General features: G+C 72.7%; 21 protein-coding genes. 10 read left to right on the top strand and 11 right to left on the bottom strand.

The window, feature by feature from the left end:
* Nucleotides 1-24 precede the first annotated feature (24 nt).
* Complete coding sequence (locus tag E1166_RS05170) at nt 25-876, bottom strand: aldo/keto reductase (RefSeq protein ID WP_132336251.1); 852 nt, start codon at nt 874-876, stop codon at nt 25-27.
* Nucleotides 877-1018: 142 nt separating this feature from the next.
* The gene (locus E1166_RS05165; protein ID WP_132336249.1) at nt 1019-1978 is read right to left on the bottom strand and encodes a LysR family transcriptional regulator; all 960 of its coding nucleotides are present in this window, start codon (nt 1976-1978) and stop codon (nt 1019-1021) included.
* A gap of 37 nt (nt 1979-2015) precedes the next feature.
* Between E1166_RS05165 and E1166_RS05160 the strand changes: the two genes are divergently transcribed.
* On the top strand, nt 2016-2900 hold the full coding sequence (locus E1166_RS05160; RefSeq protein ID WP_132336247.1) for a serine hydrolase: 885 nt from the start codon (nt 2016-2018) through the stop codon (nt 2898-2900).
* Between the two features lie 153 nt (nt 2901-3053).
* A complete protein-coding gene (locus tag E1166_RS05155; protein ID WP_132336245.1) occupies nt 3054-4025 on the top strand; it encodes an MBL fold metallo-hydrolase in 972 nt (323 codons plus the stop codon).
* A gap of 47 nt (nt 4026-4072) precedes the next feature.
* On the opposite strand, the gene E1166_RS05150 is transcribed toward E1166_RS05155, so the two are convergent.
* The 6 genes from E1166_RS05150 to E1166_RS05125 all read right to left on the bottom strand — a co-directional run bounded on the left by E1166_RS05150 (nt 4073) and on the right by E1166_RS05125 (nt 8443).
* Entirely contained in the window at nt 4073-4300 is a 228-nt protein-coding gene (locus tag E1166_RS05150; RefSeq protein ID WP_132336243.1) for a TM2 domain-containing protein, read from the bottom strand.
* A 170-nt stretch (nt 4301-4470) separates the two neighbouring features.
* On the bottom strand, nt 4471-4956 hold the full coding sequence (locus E1166_RS05145; RefSeq protein WP_132336241.1) for an SAP domain-containing protein: 486 nt from the start codon (nt 4954-4956) through the stop codon (nt 4471-4473).
* Entirely contained in the window at nt 4953-5882 is a 930-nt protein-coding gene (locus E1166_RS05140; RefSeq protein WP_165944242.1) for an AAA family ATPase, read from the bottom strand. Before E1166_RS05140 ends, E1166_RS05145 begins: the two co-directional genes overlap by 4 nt.
* A gap of 124 nt (nt 5883-6006) precedes the next feature.
* Nucleotides 6007-6759 (bottom strand): hypothetical protein, encoded by a 753-nt coding sequence (locus E1166_RS05135; RefSeq protein ID WP_132336237.1) that lies wholly within the window; start codon nt 6757-6759, stop codon nt 6007-6009.
* Nucleotides 6760-6761: 2 nt separating this feature from the next.
* Nucleotides 6762-7547: an ABC transporter permease subunit gene (locus tag E1166_RS05130; protein WP_132336235.1), complete on the bottom strand. Its 786-nt coding sequence runs from the start codon at nt 7545-7547 to the stop codon at nt 6762-6764.
* A complete protein-coding gene (locus E1166_RS05125) occupies nt 7544-8443 on the bottom strand; it encodes an ATP-binding cassette domain-containing protein (protein WP_132336233.1) in 900 nt (299 codons plus the stop codon). Before E1166_RS05125 ends, E1166_RS05130 begins: the two co-directional genes overlap by 4 nt.
* A 133-nt stretch (nt 8444-8576) precedes the next feature.
* On the opposite strand from E1166_RS05125, the gene E1166_RS31410 reads away from it, so the two are divergent.
* The 3 genes from E1166_RS31410 to E1166_RS05110 all read left to right on the top strand — a co-directional run bounded on the left by E1166_RS31410 (nt 8577) and on the right by E1166_RS05110 (nt 11262).
* On the top strand, nt 8577-9815 hold the full coding sequence (locus E1166_RS31410) for a histidine kinase (protein WP_132336231.1): 1239 nt from the start codon (nt 8577-8579) through the stop codon (nt 9813-9815).
* Nucleotides 9816-9886: 71 nt separating this feature from the next.
* Nucleotides 9887-10495, top strand: coding sequence for a response regulator transcription factor (locus tag E1166_RS05115; RefSeq protein WP_132336324.1), 609 nt, complete (start codon nt 9887-9889; stop codon nt 10493-10495).
* Between the two features lie 167 nt (nt 10496-10662).
* Nucleotides 10663-11262 (top strand): hypothetical protein, encoded by a 600-nt coding sequence (locus E1166_RS05110; protein WP_132336229.1) that lies wholly within the window; start codon nt 10663-10665, stop codon nt 11260-11262.
* Between the two features lie 126 nt (nt 11263-11388).
* Here the strand turns inward: E1166_RS05110 and E1166_RS05105 are convergent, their stop codons facing one another.
* Nucleotides 11389-12174 (bottom strand): D-Ala-D-Ala carboxypeptidase family metallohydrolase, encoded by a 786-nt coding sequence (locus E1166_RS05105; RefSeq protein WP_132336227.1) that lies wholly within the window; start codon nt 12172-12174, stop codon nt 11389-11391.
* A 319-nt stretch (nt 12175-12493) separates the two neighbouring features.
* Here E1166_RS05105 and E1166_RS05100 point away from each other — a divergent pair, with 319 nt between their 5' ends.
* Together E1166_RS05100 and E1166_RS05095 are read left to right on the top strand one after the other, a co-directional pair.
* A complete protein-coding gene (locus tag E1166_RS05100) occupies nt 12494-13135 on the top strand; it encodes a hypothetical protein (protein WP_132336225.1) in 642 nt (213 codons plus the stop codon).
* 129 nt (nt 13136-13264) lie between these two features.
* Nucleotides 13265-13729: a PPOX class F420-dependent oxidoreductase gene (locus E1166_RS05095; protein ID WP_132336223.1), complete on the top strand. Its 465-nt coding sequence runs from the start codon at nt 13265-13267 to the stop codon at nt 13727-13729.
* A gap of 5 nt (nt 13730-13734) precedes the next feature.
* On the opposite strand, the gene E1166_RS05090 is transcribed toward E1166_RS05095, so the two are convergent.
* Nucleotides 13735-14376 (bottom strand): NAD(P)H-binding protein, encoded by a 642-nt coding sequence (locus tag E1166_RS05090; protein WP_132336221.1) that lies wholly within the window; start codon nt 14374-14376, stop codon nt 13735-13737.
* A gap of 64 nt (nt 14377-14440) precedes the next feature.
* A complete protein-coding gene (locus E1166_RS05085; protein ID WP_132336219.1) occupies nt 14441-15673 on the bottom strand; it encodes a serine hydrolase domain-containing protein in 1233 nt (410 codons plus the stop codon).
* A gap of 79 nt (nt 15674-15752) precedes the next feature.
* Here E1166_RS05085 and E1166_RS05080 point away from each other — a divergent pair, with 79 nt between their 5' ends.
* From E1166_RS05080 to E1166_RS05070, 3 genes are all read left to right on the top strand, one after another.
* Nucleotides 15753-16346, top strand: a complete 594-nt coding sequence (locus E1166_RS05080; RefSeq protein WP_132336217.1) for a pentapeptide repeat-containing protein — start codon at nt 15753-15755, stop codon at nt 16344-16346.
* A gap of 355 nt (nt 16347-16701) precedes the next feature.
* Nucleotides 16702-17574 (top strand): hypothetical protein, encoded by an 873-nt coding sequence (locus E1166_RS05075; RefSeq protein WP_243710163.1) that lies wholly within the window; start codon nt 16702-16704, stop codon nt 17572-17574.
* Nucleotides 17575-17673: 99 nt separating this feature from the next.
* A complete protein-coding gene (locus E1166_RS05070; protein ID WP_132261559.1) occupies nt 17674-18021 on the top strand; it encodes a DUF1330 domain-containing protein in 348 nt (115 codons plus the stop codon).
* Nucleotides 18022-18155 lie beyond the last annotated feature (134 nt).

Genomic DNA, 18155 nt, shown 5'->3' with positions numbered 1-18155 from the left:
CCGCGGGCCCCCAGTGCGGGTGGGTCAGGCCGGGATGTAGTCGAACGTGTCCGGGTTCGGCCCCTGCCGACCGGCCTCGCCCTTGTCCAGGCTGGTGATCCGCTCCATCGTCGCGTCGTCCAGCTCGAAGTCGAAGATGTGGAAGTTCTCCTCGATCCGCTTCGGGGTGCTCGACTTCGGGAAGACGATGTCACCGCGCTGCACGTGCCAGCGCAGCACCACCTGGGCCACCGTACGGTTCAGTTCCTGCGCGATGTCCACCAGCGTCGGGTCGTCGAGTACCGCGCCCTGCGCGATCGGCGACCATGCCTCGGTCGGGATGCCGTGCGCCCGGCCGTACGCGCGGACCTCCTCGTTGCCGAAGTACGGGTGCACCTCGATCTGGTTGACCGCGGGCACGACGTCCGTCTCGGCGGCCAGGCGCTCCAGGTGCGCGACCTGGAAGTTGGACACCCCGATCGACCGGGCCCGGCCGTCACGCTGGAACTCCTCCAGCGTCTTCCAGGTGGAGACGAAGTCGCCGTCGTAGCGGGTGGGCAGCGGCCAGTGGATCAGGAACAGGTCGATGTGATCCATCTTCAGCGCGGCCAGCGTCGACTCGAACGCCTTGCGGGCGTCGTCGGGCCGGTGGAAGCCGTTGTTCAGCTTGCTGGTCACGAAGACCTCGTCGCGGTCCAGCCCGGAGCGGCGGATCGCCTCACCGACCTCGGCCTCGTTGCCGTACATCTCGGCGGTGTCGATGTGCCGGTAGCCGATCTCCAGCGCCGTGCCGACCGCCTCGACCGTGTCCTCCGGCGCGATCTGGTACACACCGAAGCCGAGCTGCGGAATGGTGTTGCCGTCGTTGAGTGTGATGTCGGGAACCGTGTTCGCCATGTCGGCATCTTCTCCCATCTCAGCTGCGTCCGGCCGGTCACGCCACAGGGCTGCCGACGGGACGCGGGTCACCCGACAGCGTTACCCAACCGGGGCGGACACCACCGGTCCGACGCGGGTGATCTGCGACAAGCGAACCGGCTCAGTCGTGGGTGGCGTCGAACAGCACCGGCCATGGCCGCTCCGAGGGCACCACCACGGCCGGCGGCGCCGGCTCCTGCGCCGCCAGCACCTCCGCGGCGAGCTGCCCGAACATCACGGCAGCCGGATGCGCCGCCCGGTCCGGCCAGGCCGCCGAGGTGCGCCGCACCAGCGGTGCCCCGGCGATCGGCCGCCAGGCGATCCGCGGCTCCCGCCGGGCCAGCGACTGCGGCTCCAACGCCACCGCGCCGCCGGCCAACAGCAGACCGAAGACGAACTCGGGATTACGGGCCGGTCGCACCCGTGCCGGCACGAAGCCGTGCCGGCGGCACCCGTCCAGCAGGTGGTCGTACCAGCCGGGCGCGGTGACCCGGGGCGCAGCGACCAGATCCAGCCCGGCCAGGTCGCCCAACGCCACCTCGCGTGGCCGGGCCAGCGGCGACGCCCGGGGCAGCAGCACCCCCACCGGCACGTCCACCGGCGGGCCGAAGCGTAGCCCGTCGGCCTGGACCGGGTGGTGCACCAGGCCCGCGTCGAGCCGCCGCTCGGCGAGCATCCGGACCTGTTCCGCGCTGGTCAGCTCGTGCAGGTCGACGTCGAGCCCCGGGGCGGACGCGGCCAGTCGGTCCAGCAACGCACGTAACGTGACCGCGGGGGTCTCCGGCAGCACCCCGGCGCGGAAGACGCCCAGCGTGCCCTCCTGGACCTGGCGCATCAGGTGGCGCAGCCGCGACTCCCCGGCCAGCAGCTCCTCCGCCTCGCCCAGCAGCAGCCGGCCGGCGGTGGTGAGCCCGACCTGCCGACGGGACCGGTCGAACAGCTCCACCGCCAGTTCCCGTTCCAACCGCTGGATCGACTGGCTCAACGGCGGCTGCGCCATGCCCAACGCCTCGGCCGCCCGGCCGAAGTGCAGCTCACGGGCGACCACCACGAAATGGCGCAGGTGGCGGAGCAGATCCACGCCCGGACGATACGGCAGCCCTCGGTACCGTGCCGCTGTGGCAGTACGAGAGCGGATCCGTGACATCTTCGCCCGAGCCGGGGTCACCGGGAGCCTGCACGTCGTGCCGGTGGACGCGGCGGAGGGTCGGGAGGTGGCCGTCGAGGCAGACCGGCAGACCGTGATCGCCTCGGTATTCAAGATCCTGTTGGTGCTGGAGTTCGCCCGACAGGCCGCCGCCGGCCAACTCGACCCCACCGAACGGGTGGTGGTGACCGCCGCCGACCGGCTCGGCGGGTGGGGTGTGGCCGGGTGCGCCGACGACGTGGAGATGTCCCTACGCGACCTGGCGTTCTTCACCATGTCGGTCAGCGACAACACCGCCGCCGAGTTGCTGCTGCGCCGGGTCGGCGCGGACGTGCTGCCGATGCTCGCCGCCGAGCTGGAGCTGCCGCGTACCCGGATCCTGGGTAGCCCCCGGCAGTTGGTCGAGTTGATGCTCGCCGACGTGGGTGCCCGCACCGAGGCGGACTTCGCCCGGATCTTCCCGACCCTGACCGCCGACCGGATCCGGGCGATGCGGGTCTTCGACCCCGAGCAGACCACCTCCAGCACCGCCCGGGAACTCACCCGGCTGCTCAGCCTGATCTGGCGCGACCAGGCCGGTCCGGCGGCCGCCTGCGCCACCGTCCGGGAGCTGATGTCCCGGCAGCTCTTCTGGACCCGGCTGGCCTCCGGCTTCCCGCCCGGGGTGCGGGTCGCCTCGAAGACCGGCACTCTGCCGGGGCTGCATCTCGACGCCGGGGTCGCCGAGTACCCGGACGGAAGCCGGTACGCGATGGCCGTCCTCGTCCGGACCGAACGGCTCGCCACCCGGCGGATCGACGTGGACCTGGCCATCGGCGCGGCCGCCGCGACCGCCGTGGCGGCACTGCGATCCTGACTTTCCACCGTTCCGACACCGGCTCCGTGGCCGTGAGCTGCTCTGATATCGCATCAGATATGGCGGTCCCGATCTTTTGATCTTGGACATGGCCGAGGGTGCGGTGGTGGGCTGTGCAGCGACCGACCCATCCCAGACGGGGAGAGCAGCAGCATGTCCACACACCATCTCGACCGCCGACGGTTCCTGCGGACCACCGCGGCCGGAGCCGCCGTGACCGCCGGCGGGTTCGTCCCCGACGTGGCGGCCCGGGCCGCACCGGCCACCGCCGCCTCGACCCCGCGCGCCCGGTCCGGTGCGGTCAGCTTCCGCTGGTGGGGCACCTCCGCCTGGCGGGTCGACATCGGTGACCGGACGGTGCTGGTCGACCCGTTCCTCAGTCGCTACGACACCGGCCTGTTCCGCAACGTCTTCGACCCTGCCACCCCGCTCACCGTCGACACCGCCGTCGTCGACTCCATGGTGGACCGGGCAGCCACCATCCTGGTCACCCACACCCACTGGGACCACTTCAACGACGTTCCGCACATCGCCGCCCGTACCGGCGCCCGGGTCTTCGGCACCCTCACCGCGTACCACCTGGGAATCGCGTACGGCGTTCCGACGGGGCAGCTCAGTCCGGTCCGCGGCGGGGAGGTGCTGGAGTTCGGCGACCACACGATCGAGGTGGTCAGCTCGCTGCACAGCCGCAACGCGGCGTGGTCGGTCGCCTTCCCCGGCGTACGGGTCGCCCCACCGCCGAAGCCGACCACCATCGCCGACCTGCCCGAAGGGGACACCCTGGCGTACCAGATCCGGATCGACGGCGGCCCGTCGGTGTTCTTCATGGGCGCCAGCGATTTCGTCGAGCGTAACCTCACCGGGCTGGCGCCGGACGTGGCGATGGTGGCGCTGCCCGCCACCGGCTCCACCGCCGACTACGTGCCCCGGCTGATGTCCGCGCTGGACCGTCCGAAGACCGTGGTGCCGGTGCACTGGGACAACTTCGAGACCCCGCTGGTCAACCCGCCGGTCGTCGCCCCGAACGACCGGCGGCGGCTGGACGACCTGATCGCCGCCGTACGGCGGGTGTCGCCGCGCAGCCGGGTCCTGGTGCCGGAGTACGGCGTCGCGTACCGCTTCTGATGCCGGTCGGGGCCGGGATCGCGACGGATCCCGGCCCCGACCGTGGCTCACTTGGCGAGCGGCTGGCCCTGCTTGTCCTTGAAGGAACTGACCAGGATCAGGATGAGGTCGATGAGGGTCCAGAAACCCAGGCCACCGAAGGTGATGAGCTGGAGGATGCCGGTGCCGATCTTGCCCACGTAGAAGCGGTGGACGCCGAGGACACCGATGAAGAAGCAGAGCAGCAGGGCGACGACCCAGGACTTCTGGGCGCTGCCCGGAGCGGAAACGGTCACTGCGGTCCTTTCTCCGTGAAGTAGCCGCGGGAGCGTATCGAGGGGCCTGGCCGGTGACAAGATTGCCGGGCATTGATCGACCGAACAGGCGGCGTAGCCGAACCGATACGGTGTCCCCGGCCGTCGGAGCGGGTCGTGGCCGTCGGTGTGCCGGTTCCTCTCGGGACGGCTCAGAGCCGACGGATCGCCGCCGAGTCGAGCCGGAAACCGACGGTCCGGTCCACGATCCGGTCCACCAGATCGGCCTTGCGGCTACCGGCCATCGCACCCAGTCCGAGCCGGGCCGCCAGCGCCCGCAGCTCCCGTACCGACCACGCCGACAGGTAGGCGGTGCCGTCGCCGCGGCTGGTCATGGCCGCCAGCGCCGCCACCGCCCGGTCCGGGCCGGCGGCCGGCGCAGCGGGCCGGCCCCGCGCTGCCCCCACGTTCGCGGCGGCGTCCGGGGTACGGGCGAGGGCGGTGGTGTCGTCGTCCGGGGCCCGGGCCGGCGCGGTGGTGTCGTCGTCCGGGGCCCGGGCCGGTGCGATGGCGTGAGCGGGGACGACCGCCAGCCGGGCCCGGCCCTCGGCCAGCGCCGCCAGCTCGGCGGGCGGCAGGTCCCGCACCAGTTCCGCGAGGCGGACCAACAGCGCGGCGGTGGGCGCCGGCTCGGTCACGCCGCGACCTTCGGCTGGAGGTGGGCCAGGAACTCGTTGGTGATCTGGCGCAGCTCCTCCTGCACCGCCGGCAGGCCCACCCGGGGGCGCAGCACCGCCGGCACGCCCCGCGGGGCGTTGGTGGCGAAGAGCGTGACGTTCTCCCGCAGCACGGTCGGGAAGACGGGCAGGCCGAGCGCCCGGACCTGGTCCATGTAGCCCTGGTGGGCGGAGATCGGCCGCTGCGCGGTCAACTGGATCATGGTGAACACCACGCCGGCGATATCGGGAGCCACCTTGTGGTGCCGCCGGATGGTGGCGAACCGCCGCGAGTCGACGTTGTACCGGTCGACCAACTCCCGCACGTTGCCGCAGAGGTAGTCGATGCCGAGGGTGGACAGATAGTCGGCCTTGGCCGGGATGAGCAGGTGATCGCTGGCGATGATGGCGGACTGGGTGACCACGTTGAGGTTCGGCGGGCAGTCGATCAGCACCAGGTCGTAGCCGCCCAACGCCTCGTCGTGCAGCCCCTCGGCCAGCGAGCCGCGTACCCGGAACAGCTCCCGGTCGTACTCCTCGCCGTCGGCCACCCCCCGGGCCAGCGCCAGGTCGATGTCGGTGAGGCCGAGGTGCGAGGCGATCAGATCGAGCCGTCCCGCGCCGGACAGGTGGGCGTTGGCCGGCCCGGGGGAGACCACCAGCTCACCGAGGGTAACCGTCGGGCTGTCCCCGCGCAGCCCGTCGTACCAGCGCTTGACGGTGCGGTCGGCGCGGAGCCGGTCGCGCCAGTCGTCCGGCTCGTAGAAGCTGAAGGTGAGGCTGGCCTGCGGATCCAGATCGACCAGCAACACCCGCATGCCCCGGTTGGCCAGCTCCGCGCCGAGGTTGGCGGTCATGGTGGTCTTCCCCACGCCACCCTTGTAATTGATCACGGATACCACGTGCACGACGTCTCCTCCCCGCAACGGGGAACGGTAACCGCCGCTGGGCCGGCTGACCATCTACGAGGGCGCTTCCGCTACCGTGCGTACGCGAACGCGAACGGCTGGGTCGCCGCGGCGGGCACCCCGGTCAGCGGTCACGCTCCTCACCGCTCACCCACCCGGCATCGGTGCGTTCCTCCCGCCGAAGTGGCTCGCCCGCCGTCCGCCAGTACTGGCGTTTCCCCTCGTCGCGCACCACCACCCCGAGTCGGCCCAGCTCGGCGCGCAACTCCCGGATCTCGCCGCCACGGTCGGCGTCCAAGGCCCGCTGCCGGGCGCGCAGCAGGGCGTCCGCGCCGGCCGGCAACCCGGGTAGCCCCTCCACCCACCGCCGGTACGCCTCCCGGTGCGGGTCCTGCTCCCGCCACGGCCAACCGTGCCCGGTGAAGGCCGCGGCCAGCCGGTCCCGGTCCAGATCTGACCGCTCCCGGGCCAGTTCCCCGCCGTCGACGCCGAGGAGCACCAGCGCCTTGTTGTCGACGAAGACGCCGGCGACCGTGGCCCGGGAGACCTCCTGCTCGTGGCCGTCGTGGCGCAGCCGCACCGCCGTGCGGCGGACGGTGACGATGAGCCGCTCCCGGGTGCCGATGTACGCCAGGACCAGTCCGGCCAGGGCCGGCACCGCGCAACCGGCCGCGTACGCCTGCTGTTCGGGCAGCCGGGCCAGGAACGCGAACCAGTTGTCGAACGGCACCCAGGGCCGCTCGGCGAGCCAGCCGGACACGGCGGTCAGCCCCGCGCCCAGTCCGGCCCCGAGCAGCGGGAACCCGACCCACATCACCACCAGTTCGGTGACGCCGCCGTCGACCACGGTGGCCTCGCCGTGCCCCTGGGCGTCCACGGTCAGGACACCTCCCGCCGCAGCACCCGGACCAGCCCGGCGGCCAGCGGCAGCGCCAGCCAGACCAGCAGCGACACCGCCAGCCGGCCCCACTGCCCGGCGGTCACCTCGGCGCTCAGCAGGGGTTCCATGGTGACCGCGGTGTCCAGCCACTCGGCCGGCTTGCGCAGCGCCGTGACCATCGCGGCGAGGATGCTCCAGACCGTCGGCAGCAGCAGGTAACTGACGATGGCCAGCGGGGTGTTCAGCAGCAGCAGGCCGAAGGCCGCGCCCATCAGCGCGTTCGCCACCTGGAACACGGCGGCGTGCGGCAGCAGCTGCCAGTCGAAGGCCCAGGTGCCGGCCCCGCCGGTGGCCTTGGCGACCAGTGTCCCGACGGCGGCGACGGCGAGGCTGACCAGCACCGAGGCCAGCGCCGCCAGCAGCAGGGCGGCGAGCTTCGCCACGACCACCCGGTCCCGGCGGGGAACCAGGGCGAAGGTGGTCAGCGCGGTGCGCTGCGACCATTCGGAGGTGATGGAGAGGATCCCCAGCACCGGCAGCAGCAGCCCGACCGGGAACAGCGACGGGGTGAAGAAGGCGCGGAAGGTCTGCTCGGCGTCGTCGAGGACGAACACCTGCACCGTGACGATGGCCGCGGCGATCAGCCCGATCGCGGCCAGCAGCCAGCGGCCGGCCCGGGTGTCGGTGAGCTTGCGCAGCTCCACGCCGGTCAGCCGGGCCAGCGACGGTCCGACCATGGCCGGCCGGTGGACGGTGGCGGCCGGGGCGGCGATGGTGGTGGTCATTTCACGGTCTCCTTCGTCGACGCGCCGGCGGTGAGGGTGAGGAAGAGCTGTTCCAGGCCGCCGCTGCCGGCGGGCCGCAGCTCGGTGAGGGCGAGCCCGGCGTCCGCCGCGGCCTGACCGACCACCCCGGGTTCGGCGCGGACCACGAAGCCGCCGTCGGTGCCGGCGGTGGCGGGCAGGGTGGCCCGGTCCAGGGCCTGCCGCAACGCGAGCGGGTCGCGGGCACGGACCAGGGTGCCGGCCCCGGCCAGCAACTCGTCCTTGTCGCCGGCGGCGACCACCCGACCGCCGCCGATCACGACCAGCCGGTCGGCCACCGCCTCCACCTCGCGCAGCAGATGGCTGGAGAGCAGCACGGTGCCGCCCCGGTCGGCGAAGTCGCGCAGCAGGCCACGCATCCAGAAGATTCCCTCCGGGTCCAGACCGTTGGCCGGCTCGTCGAGGATCAGCACCTGAGGGTCACCCAGCAGCGCCAGCGCCAGGCCGAGCCGCTGCCGCATCCCCAACGAGTACGCCCCGACCCGCCGTTTCGCCGCCGCCTCGTTGAGCCCGACGAGGTCGAGCTTCGCGGCCACCTGCCGGCGGTCCACGCCCATCGTCCGGGCGGCCAGGGTCAGTGCCTCCCGGCCGGTCCGCCCGGCGTGTTGTGCCGAGGCGTCCAGCAGCACCCCGACCTGCCGCCCCGGGTTGGGCAACCGGCGGTAGGGCGCGCCGGAGACGGTGGCGCCGCCCGAGGTGGGCGGGGTGAGCCCGCAGATCATCCGCATGGTGGTGGACTTGCCGGCGCCGTTCGGGCCGAGGAAGCCGGTCACCGTGCCGGGTTCGCAGTGGAACGACACGTCGTCCACAGCGGCCTGCGGACCGTACCGCTTGGTGAGGTGGTCAACTTCGATCATGGCGTCGAGCCTGTCGGAGCCACCCGGCCATGCGCTGCGGCCGGCGGTCGAGATCCGGCCATACCTCGGTCTACCGGCAACCCTCGACTTTGGTAGCTGTCGGTGCGGGCAGCCGAATTCCTAGCATGGGCGGGTGAGCGCCGCCGTCGTACCCGAACATCCCTGGCTGCTGTCCGGGACCCTGACCCGCCCACCGACCATGGTGCGGCGCACGGCCCGGGACTGGGTGGTCGACAGCCTCTGCTTCCTGCTCGCCCTCGCCTGGGCGTTGTTCTCCTTCGGCGACGCGGTGGGCCCGGATCCGGAGCTGGCGCTCAACGCCGGACCGGGCTGGCTGGTCGGGGTCGACCTGGTGCTCGGGGTCTGGGTGAGCGCCGCGCTCTGGTTGCGCCGCCGCTGGCCGCTGGCCTTGGCGGTGGCCACGGCGCCGTTGGCGCTCTTCTCGTCCAGCGCCGGCATCGCGATGCTGGTCATCCTGTTCACTGTGCTGCTGCACCGGCCCCTGCCGACGGGTGCCGCCCTGGTCGCCTGGCATCTGGCCACCACGCCGGTCTACCTCGCGCTCCGGCCGGACCCGGAGCTGCCGTTCTGGCCCGCCGTCGCCTGGACGGTGCTGATCGTGGGCGTGGCGGTGGCCTGGGCGCTGTTCGTCCGGGCCCGCCGGCAGCTGGTCCTGTCGTTGCGTGAGCGGGCCGACCGGGCCGAGGCCGAGCAGCAACTGCGGGTGGCCCAGGCACGGCAGCTGGAGCGCACCCGCATCGCCCGGGAGATGCACGACGTGCTGGCGCACCGGATCTCGCTGCTCAGCCTGCACGCCGGGGCGTTGGAGTTCCGCCCCGACGCACCCCCGGAGGAGATCGCCCGGGCGGCCGGGGTGATCCGGGCCAGCGCCCACGCCGCCCTTGAGGACCTGCGCGAGGTGATCGGCGTGCTGCGCACGGAGTCCGGCGGCGAGCAGAGTCCGGAACGGCCGCAGCCGACGCTCGGCGACCTGCCGGCGCTGGTCGCCGAGTCCCGGGCGGCCGGGATGCGGGTCGGCGTGGTCGACGAGGTCGGCCAGGCGGCGGCGGTGCCGGCAGCGGTCGGGCGCAGCGCGTACCGGATCGTGCAGGAAGGGCTGACCAACGCCCGCAAGCACGCGCCGGGGGCGCGGGTCACGGTGCGGCTGGCCGGCGGGCCCGGCGACGGGCTCGCCGTGGAGATCCGCAACCCGTGGCCGGTCGGGGAGGCCCCGCCGGCGATCCCGGGCACCGGCACGGGACTGGTGGGGGTCACCGAGCGGGTCAGCCTGGCCGGGGGCCGGCTGGAACATGGCCGGGACGCCGCCGGCGACTTCCGGCTCGCCGCCTGGCTGCCCTGGTCGGCCAGGTGAGCGCGGGGGAGCGGGCGCCGGTCCGGGTGCTCGTCGTCGACGACGACCCACTGGTCCGGGCGGGGCTGTCGATGATCCTCGGCGGGGTGCCGGAGATCCGGGTGGTGGGCGAGGCGGCCGACGGTGCCGAGGTGCCGGCCGCCGTCGACAGGTACGCGCCGGACGTGGTGCTGATGGACATCCGGATGCCCCGGGTCGACGGGCTGACCGCCACCGAGGCGCTGCGGACGCTGCCGGAGCCACCCGAGGTGCTGGTGTTGACCACGTTCGACGCCGACGAGCAGGTGCTGCGCGCACTGCGCGCCGGCGCGGGCGGGTTCCTGCTCAAGGACACCCCGCCGGTGGAGATCGTCCGGGCGGTGCTGCGGGTGGCGGCGGGGGAGGCGACCCTCTCCCCGACGGTGACCCGGAAGCTGATCGCCCAGGTGACCGCCGGTCCGGCACCCTCCGGTGGCGACGCCCGGCAGCAGCGGGCGCTGCGGGCGCTCGCCGGCCTGACCGAGCGGGAACGGCAGGTCGCGCTCGCCCTGGGGCAGGGGCGGACCAACGCCGAGATCTCGGCTGAGCTGTTCATGAGTGTGGCGACGGTGAAGGCGTACGTGTCCCGACTGCTGACCAAGCTGGAACTGAACAACCGGGTGCAGGTGGCGCTGCTGGTGCACGACGCCGGCCTGGTCTGACGGGCACCGCGGGCGGAATGTCCCCGGTGCGCCACCGCCCGCCGGCCAAACGTGCGCGGGGTACGGTCCGATGCGATTGAACCGCTGTCCCGCGCGGGCCGTACCACTGGCCGAGGATGCGCTGCGGCGGACAGCCGCAGTCGCTGGCGAGCTGCGGGAGGCCTGCCGTGCGAGTTGGTGAGCAGTCGACGGACCCCATCGATCTGGTTCTGGGCGAGGTGCCGGTGCCGGCACCGCTGACGCCGGAGGACGTCCGGCTCGCGGTGCGGGCGGTGGTCGTGCACGCCGCCGAGGAGTGGCCCAACGGGCCGCTGTGCCGTAACGACGGCGCGTCGTACCCGTGCCGGTTGCACCGGTGGGGACGACGGGTACTGGAGAACCACGGGCTCAACGACCGTCAGATCGAGGCCCTGATCCGGCACGGGAACCCGTTCGTGCACGTGCCGTTCCCGTTCACCTACGGCAGCCCGGCGCAGTCGCGTCCCGGCGCGGCGACACCACCACGCAGCCAGGCGCCCGGCCAGCCGGGCCGGCCCGTACCCGCCTACCCGACACGTACCCAGCCGGGCCGGCCCGCCGCCCCGGCCATGCGGCCGGCTGCAGCCCAGGGCATACGGCCGGCTGCGGCTCAGGGGATACGGCCGGCTGCTGCCCAGGGCATACGGCCGGCTGCGGCTCAGGGCATGCGGCCCGGTCTCCGGCCCGGCGTGCCCGGTCGGCCGGTGGTACCCCCCGCCACCGCGCCGCGCTGGCCCCGGGCGAGCTGAGCGCAGGCACGACCGCCAGCGTTGCCGGGGTGCCGCCGACGCCGGCCCGGACCGGGTCCCCCACCCGGCCGGGCCGGCGTCGATGTCTGCGCCGGTTCGATCGGCGGAGCCGACCGTACAGTCCCGTCAGTCGGCGGAGCCGACCCCGCACTCCGGGGCCGACCAGACGGTGGTGGCGCTCGTCCGGTCGCGGTCGTTCTCGCGCCGCGAGTCCAGGTGCACGTGGCTGCCGTGACCGGGGTAGCCCGGCCCGAGGATGCCGCTGAACCCGTGGCTGCGGGCGGCCCGGGCGAGGTCGCACAGCGAACCGGCCAGGGGAACCACGTCGGCGGCGTTGCCGTAGAGGTGCTGGCTGTCCGCCGCCCCGCCGACCTGTTGGTTGCAGGTGGCGCTGCGGAAGCCGCTGGTGACGTGGAGCGGCTGGTCGCCGAGCGTGTGGCGCAGCGCCTCGAGCTTCCACATGGTGCGCAGCGCGGCGGCGCGGGTCTCCGTGGCCGACAGCGGGCCCCCGCTCCACCCGCCCCGACCGCACCCGTCGTCCATCTCGTCGAAGCTGAAGTGCGCGGGTGTGCAGTCGTCGTCCTGCAGTTGGTACAGCTTGGCGAAGGTCTGCGGGCCGGCGATCCCGTCGACGCGTAGCCCGTACGCGGCCTGGAACCGGCTGACCGCCGCGGCGGTCTCCGGTCCGTACTGCCCGTCGACCCGGACGATGCCGCCGTAGGCGGGCCATCCGGCGACCCGGACCTGGAGTTGGCGGACATCTTCGCCAACGCGCCCCGACGACAGGGTGCGGTTCCAGGTGTAGCAGGCGTCGGCGTGGGCGGCCGGCGCGGCGAGCACCGCGCCGGCTGCGGCCCCGGGTAGTGCGAGGGCCATCGCCATGAGGGCTCGCTTGAGCGTGTGTACGCGCACAGGTGTCCTCCGGTGGGTGAGCGACTGGGTGACTGAGCAGGCATCGACCTCGACGCCCCGTCCTCCCCACCCTGGCAGTTCTCCTCCCCGTTAGAGGTGATTTGTGAGAATCGCTCAGGATGAGGGGTTTTTCTGGATGACGACAGTGCATTGGGCCGATTCGTGCCGTGGACGATCCGACCCGGAGCGGGGCGGCGAGGACGGCCGGCCCGGACCGACCCGACCGACCCGAAAGGGCCCATTCAGTGACGTTGGGTGACTGTCGGCCCGCCGTTCGCAACCGGTAACGTCTGCCCTGGCCGACGACGGGGAGGTCAGCGTGGCTCGCGGAGGCGTGTTCTGCGTCGAGGGGCAGTGGCATCGTGACTTGAACGAGCGTGGTTCCGTCCTGCCCACCCTTGAGCTGCTGGAACGGCTTGGCCGGATCCGCTTCATCCACAAGGACGCCGCGACCCGCGACGAACTGTTCTACTTCCTGGATCGCTGGCTGCTCAAGCAGTACGCCGACTACCGGGTCGGCTTCTTCGCCATGCACGGGGAACCGAGCCGGCTCTGCCTGACCGACTGGGACTCGGTGGCGCTCGCCGACGTCGCGGAGCGGATGGCCGGGCGGTGCGAGGGGAGGCGGCTCTACTTCGGCAGCTGCTCGGTGCTACGCGCCTCCGACGCCGCGCTGCGCACCTTCCTGAACGTCACCGGGGCGGCCCTGATCTGCGGGTTCACCCGGGAGGTGGACTGGGTGGAGTCGGCTGCCTTCGAGACGGTGCTGCTCGACGTGCTCGCCAACGGCCAGCGGCACAACGCCGCCGAGCTGCGGATGGGCTCGGCGCACTGGGCGCCGCTGGCGGCGTACCTCGGCTTCCGGGTGATCTACGCCAACGGCCGGGCGTGGCGGCCGGCGGCCCGGCCCCGGGTGCCGGCCCAGACCGTGCCGGGCCGCGTCGTCGGGCGGAACCCTTGAAGCGACCGACCGCGGAACCCGGGTGACCGGGTACGGCGCCCCAGCGGACCGGTCGCGTACGGGTCCGGCGGGATCCGTCGGTGCGTCGGCCGGTGGGCCGGCGCGCGGATGGCCTGGTAGAACCATGGCATGCCACGCCACATCGCGAGCAACACCCGGGTCGACCGCGCCGCCCTGACCGAGTTCCTCCGTCCCCGGCACCGGGTCGTGCTGATGACCACCCGATCCGACGGCCGCCCGCAGGCGTCCCCGGTGGCCTGCGGGGTCGACGCCGAGGGCCGTCTGGTGATCTCCACCTACCCGGAGCGGGCGAAGGTCCGCAACATCCGCCGTGATCCCCGGGTCTCCGTCTGCGTCCTCTCCGACGACTGGGACGGCCCTTGGGTGCAGGTCGACGGCACCGCCGAGGTGCTCGACCTGCCGGAGGCGCTGGAGCCGCTGGTGGAGTACTTCCGCAGCATCTCCGGCGAGCACCCGGACTGGGACGAGTACCGGCAGGCCATGGTGACGCAGGGCAAGTCACTGATCCGGGTGACGATCGACGGTTGGGGCCCGATCGCCACCGGCGGCTTCCCGTCCCGGCTCGCCGACTGACGCGGTCAGTACGCGGCGGTGAACCGCATGTTCTCGAAGCGCGGCGCCTCGATCTCGTCGACGATCGCCACCGCCAGGTCCTCGTAGGTCAGCACCGAGCGCCCCTGCTCGTCCAGAACCGGGTGCTCGATGCCGGTCCGGTACCGGCCGGTCCGCTCGCCCGGGTGGAACTCCAGCGGGGGCGGGGAGACGTAGGTCCAGGTGACCCCGTCGGCCGAGGAGCGGTACCAGGCCAGCGCGTCGGCCTGGCCCAGCGCCGCGTCCCGGTACTCCTCGGGGAAGTCCGGTTCCTCCAGGAAAGGGGTGTCCCGCGGTGTCAGCAGGGTCGCCCCGCCGCCGACGTGGATCACCCGGGGCGAATCGGGCAGCTCCCGCAGTACGGTGATCAACGTCTGCGCCGCGTCCCGCCACAGCGCCCGTTCACCGCCGCCGACCGCCACCACGATCACGTCGGCCTCGGCGGCGAGTTCCCGCACGCTGCGGGCCGAGGTGGCGTCCCCGGTCACCACGTGCACCCCGGCGGGCAGCCAGGTGACCGACTCCGGCCGGCGGACCGCCGCGGTGACCCGGTGCCCCCGGGCCACAGCCTCGGCGACGATCCGCGAGCCGGCGGTGCCACCGGCGCCGTACACGACGATGTTGCTCATGCCGTCCAGGCTATGGAGCACCTGGACCGCCCGTCGCCGGAACGGCCCGGATCCCTCCGCCGGCTCAGCCGATGACGGCGCTGTAGACGAGCTGCCGTAGCTGCGCGCGCAGCGGGTAGGTGCTCGACGGCATCAGCTGGGTGAAGAACAGGGCGGTGATCTCCTCAACCGGGTCGACCCAGAACGCCGTGCTGGCCAGACCACCCCAGTAGTACTCGCCGACGCTGCTGGGCACCCGAGCCGGCACCGGGTCGGTCACGACGGCGAAGCCCAGACCGAAGCCGATACCGTCCAGCACCGTCTCGGCGAACCCCTCCGGCTCGAACGACGCCAGGTCACCCCCGCCCGGCAGGTGGTTGCGGGTCATGTAGCGCACCGTGCGGGGGGCGAGCAGGCGTACGCCGTCCAGCTCGCCGCCGCGCAGCAGCAGTTGGGTGAAGCGGTGGTAGTCGGCGGCGGTGGAGACCAGCCCGCCGCCCCCGGAGAGGCACTGCGGGCGGTGCAGCGCGGCGGCGCCGAACCGATCGGCGCGGATCGCCCGACCGGTCGCCGGGTGCGCCATGTAGAGCGCGGCGAGCCGCTTGGTGTCCGGCTCGCCCACCCAGAACCCGGTGTCGGTCATGCCCAGCGGGCCGAGGATCCGGTCGGTGAGGAATGCGTCCAGGCGCTGCCCGGAGAGCACCTCGACCAACCGGCCCAGCACGTCGGTGGAGACGCCGTAGTTCCACCCGGTGCCGGGCTGGAACATCAGCGGCAGCTTCGCCATCCCGGCGGTGGCTTCGGCGAGGTCCAGGCCCGGTGGGACGCCGAGGTCGTACCCGGCGGCGCGGTAGAGGGCGTCGACGACCGAGGTCTGCGCGAAGCCGTAGGTCAGGCCGGAGGTGTGGGTGAGCAGGTGCCAGACCCGGATCGGCTCGACCGCCGGCACCGTGTACGCCTTGAGCGCCGAACCCCTGTCGAAGACCCGGACGTCGGCGAACTCCGGCAGCCAGCGGCTGATCGGGTCGTTCAGGTCGAACCGGCCCTCCTCCCACAGCATCATCGCCGCGACCGAGGTGATCGGCTTGGTCATCGAGTAGATTCGCCAGATGGTGTCCGGTTCGACGGGCACCCCCGCCTCGACGTCGCGTAGCCCGTACGTCGTGCTGTGCGCGACCTCGCCCCGCCGGGTGACGACGACCTGCCAGCCGGCCAGCCGCCCCTCGTCGACGTAGCGGCCGAAGTGCCGGTCGATCCGCGCGAGCCGCGCGGGGTCGAAGCCGAGCCGGTCCGGGTCGGTCTTGGGTGCCACACTCACCTCGCGAAAGTACTAGCCGCCGCTGCGGCGGCGGAAGAGTCGGCCCGTCACTGTCGGCCCGTGCCGTTACGGTGGGTCGATGTCGGAAACCATCGAGGACGCCACGTTCCGCGACGAAGACTGGTATGCCGAGGAGCTGGTCGGCCGGCATTTCGTGGGGTGTTCGCTGCAGCGGGTCGATCTCGGCGAGGCGACCAGTCGGGGTGCCACCTTCACCGAGTGTTCGTTCGGCAACGTGTCCTTCAACTCCTCCCGGCACGCCGACTCGGCCTTCGTCCGGTGTGCGTTCCGGCGGTGCAATCTCTTCGACGTCGAGTTCGCCGGGTGCAAGCTGGTGGGCAGCACCTTCCAGGAGTGCGACCTGCGCCCGCTGCGGGTGACCGGCGGGGACTGGTCCTTCGTCGCGTTGCCCGGTGCCGACCTGCGCGGGGCGACATTCACCGGCGTACGGATGCGGGAGGCGGACCTGACCGGGGCCGACCTGACCGACGCGACCGTGACCGGCGTCGACCTGTCCGGCGCGCAGCTGCGCGGGGCCCGACTGACCCGGGCGGATCTGCGGGGCAGCGATCTGACCGCGCTGGATCCGCTGTCCGTGCAGCGGGACGGCGCGCTGATCGATGCGGAGCAGGCGCTCGTGCTGGCGCAGGCGCTGGGTTTCGAGCTCCGCTGAGCCGGCCGTTCCTGCTTCGCCGACGGATCGGTCCTGATCTGTTTCGGTCTGGCGCTGCGGCCGGTCAATCCCAATCGTCCTCAGTGGAGAGTATCGGTGCCGGCGATCCGTCCCCGCATCGTGACCGGACGGACATAGGACCGCTAGGATTCGTACTCGGCTGAGCGGGTCGATCCTGGCGTCGTTGGGACGGTTTTCGCTACCGCCGTTCGGTAACGAACTCAAAACGCTGACAGGCCGGACTATGGCGTAAGCGGTCGTACGGATGTAAACGTGACGGGGCTCACGTCGGCCTTGCGATCATGGTTGGCCGACGCGCGGTGTGCGGAACGGAGAAGCGGTGGCGGACGACCAGGTGAGACGGATCGGACCCGGTCCCTCCGGCGGCGCGACCACTCGGACCGCCCGGCACCGCAAACGCCGTCGCCGCCGGGCGCTCGCGTCGCTGACCGCCCTGACCTGCCTGGCCGCTCTGGTGTCGTACCTGAACGTCGGCGGGGACCGGGCGCTCCCGGCCGAGGAGCGCACGCCGTCGCCCGGTGCGCCGACGGTGGCCGGTCGGCCCACCGGCCTGCCCGCGGAGGTGACCGAGGCCGGTGTCGCCTCCCCAGGGCTGCGGCCCCGGCAACGCACCCCGTCGCCGACCCCCACGGCCGCGCCGACCACGAAGCCGGTGCCGGCCGGGCCGGTGCTCACCGTCGCCGAGGCGGAGGTGCCCGCCACGGTGGACCTCACCGCCCTCGGCGGCCGCGACTGGGTCCACTGGGGACTACACGGCCCCGACTCCGAGGTCCGCAAGCGGGGCGGGTCGCTCGAGATCCGCGACGAGGGCGGCCGGGGCACGCGGGCCAGCATCGACACCAACCCGGAGTCGTTCCGCTGGCGCGACGGCACCCCCGTCGCCGCGGTCGGCGCGGCCATGACCAGCGTGTACACCTGCGGTGTTGGCAACGGCTTCAGTCTCGCCGTGGCCGGTAGCGGCCAGTTGCGCACCGTGCGCCTCTTCGTCGGCGTCTGGATGGCGCGGGGCCGGCTCGACGTTCGGCTCTCCACCGGCGGCCCCACCCGGACGGTGCGGCTGGAGGACCCGCACACCAGCCACACCGTCCAGTGGGTCGTGCGGTTCCGGGTGCCTCCGGGCGAGAAGCTGTTGATGTCGTGGGTCGTCGAGCGGACCTTCAACTCCGACTGCGGCAACGTCGGCCTCCAGGCGGTCGCGTTGCGCTGAGCCGGATCCGTACCGGGGCACTGGGGCGGTCCACCGCGTGGCTGGAAGAATCGTCCACAGTGATCCACACAGGGTGGGTCGACGACACGGGGAGAAACCATGCCCGCCTTCGCGCTGGCCCATATTCGCACGCCGCAGATCAACGAGGACGTTCTCGAGTACATCGACCGAATCCAGACCACCCTCGACCCGTACCAGGGGAGGTTCCGGGTGCACGGGGCCGAGGTGGAGGTCCTGGAGGGTGACTGGCCGGGGACCGTCGTGATCGTGGAGTTCCCCGACGTCGAGCGGGCCCGAGCCTGGTACGCCTCGCCGGCGTACCAGGAGATCCTGCCGCTGCGGACCCGGCACATCGAGGCTGCCACCCTCATCGTGGAGGGCGTCGGCCCGGACTACGACCCGCGCCGCACCGCAGCCCGGCTGCGCGAGGCCACCACCGCCGACTGAAGGTACGGGCTGCCCCCAGCGTAGCCGCGACTCGGGCACTGGCGAGCGGAAACGCGAAAATGCTGGCCTCGCTTCCAGTGGCGTCGCTCTATTTGACGGACGGCCCGACAGGGGGCACGGTGGGGGTAGGGGCC

The organism is Micromonospora sp. KC213 (genome assembly GCF_004348325.1).
Lineage (GTDB): Bacteria > Actinomycetota > Actinomycetes > Mycobacteriales > Micromonosporaceae > Micromonospora.
Note: the sequence above shows the minus strand (reverse complement) of the source record. Positions and strands in the feature narration are given on the sequence as shown.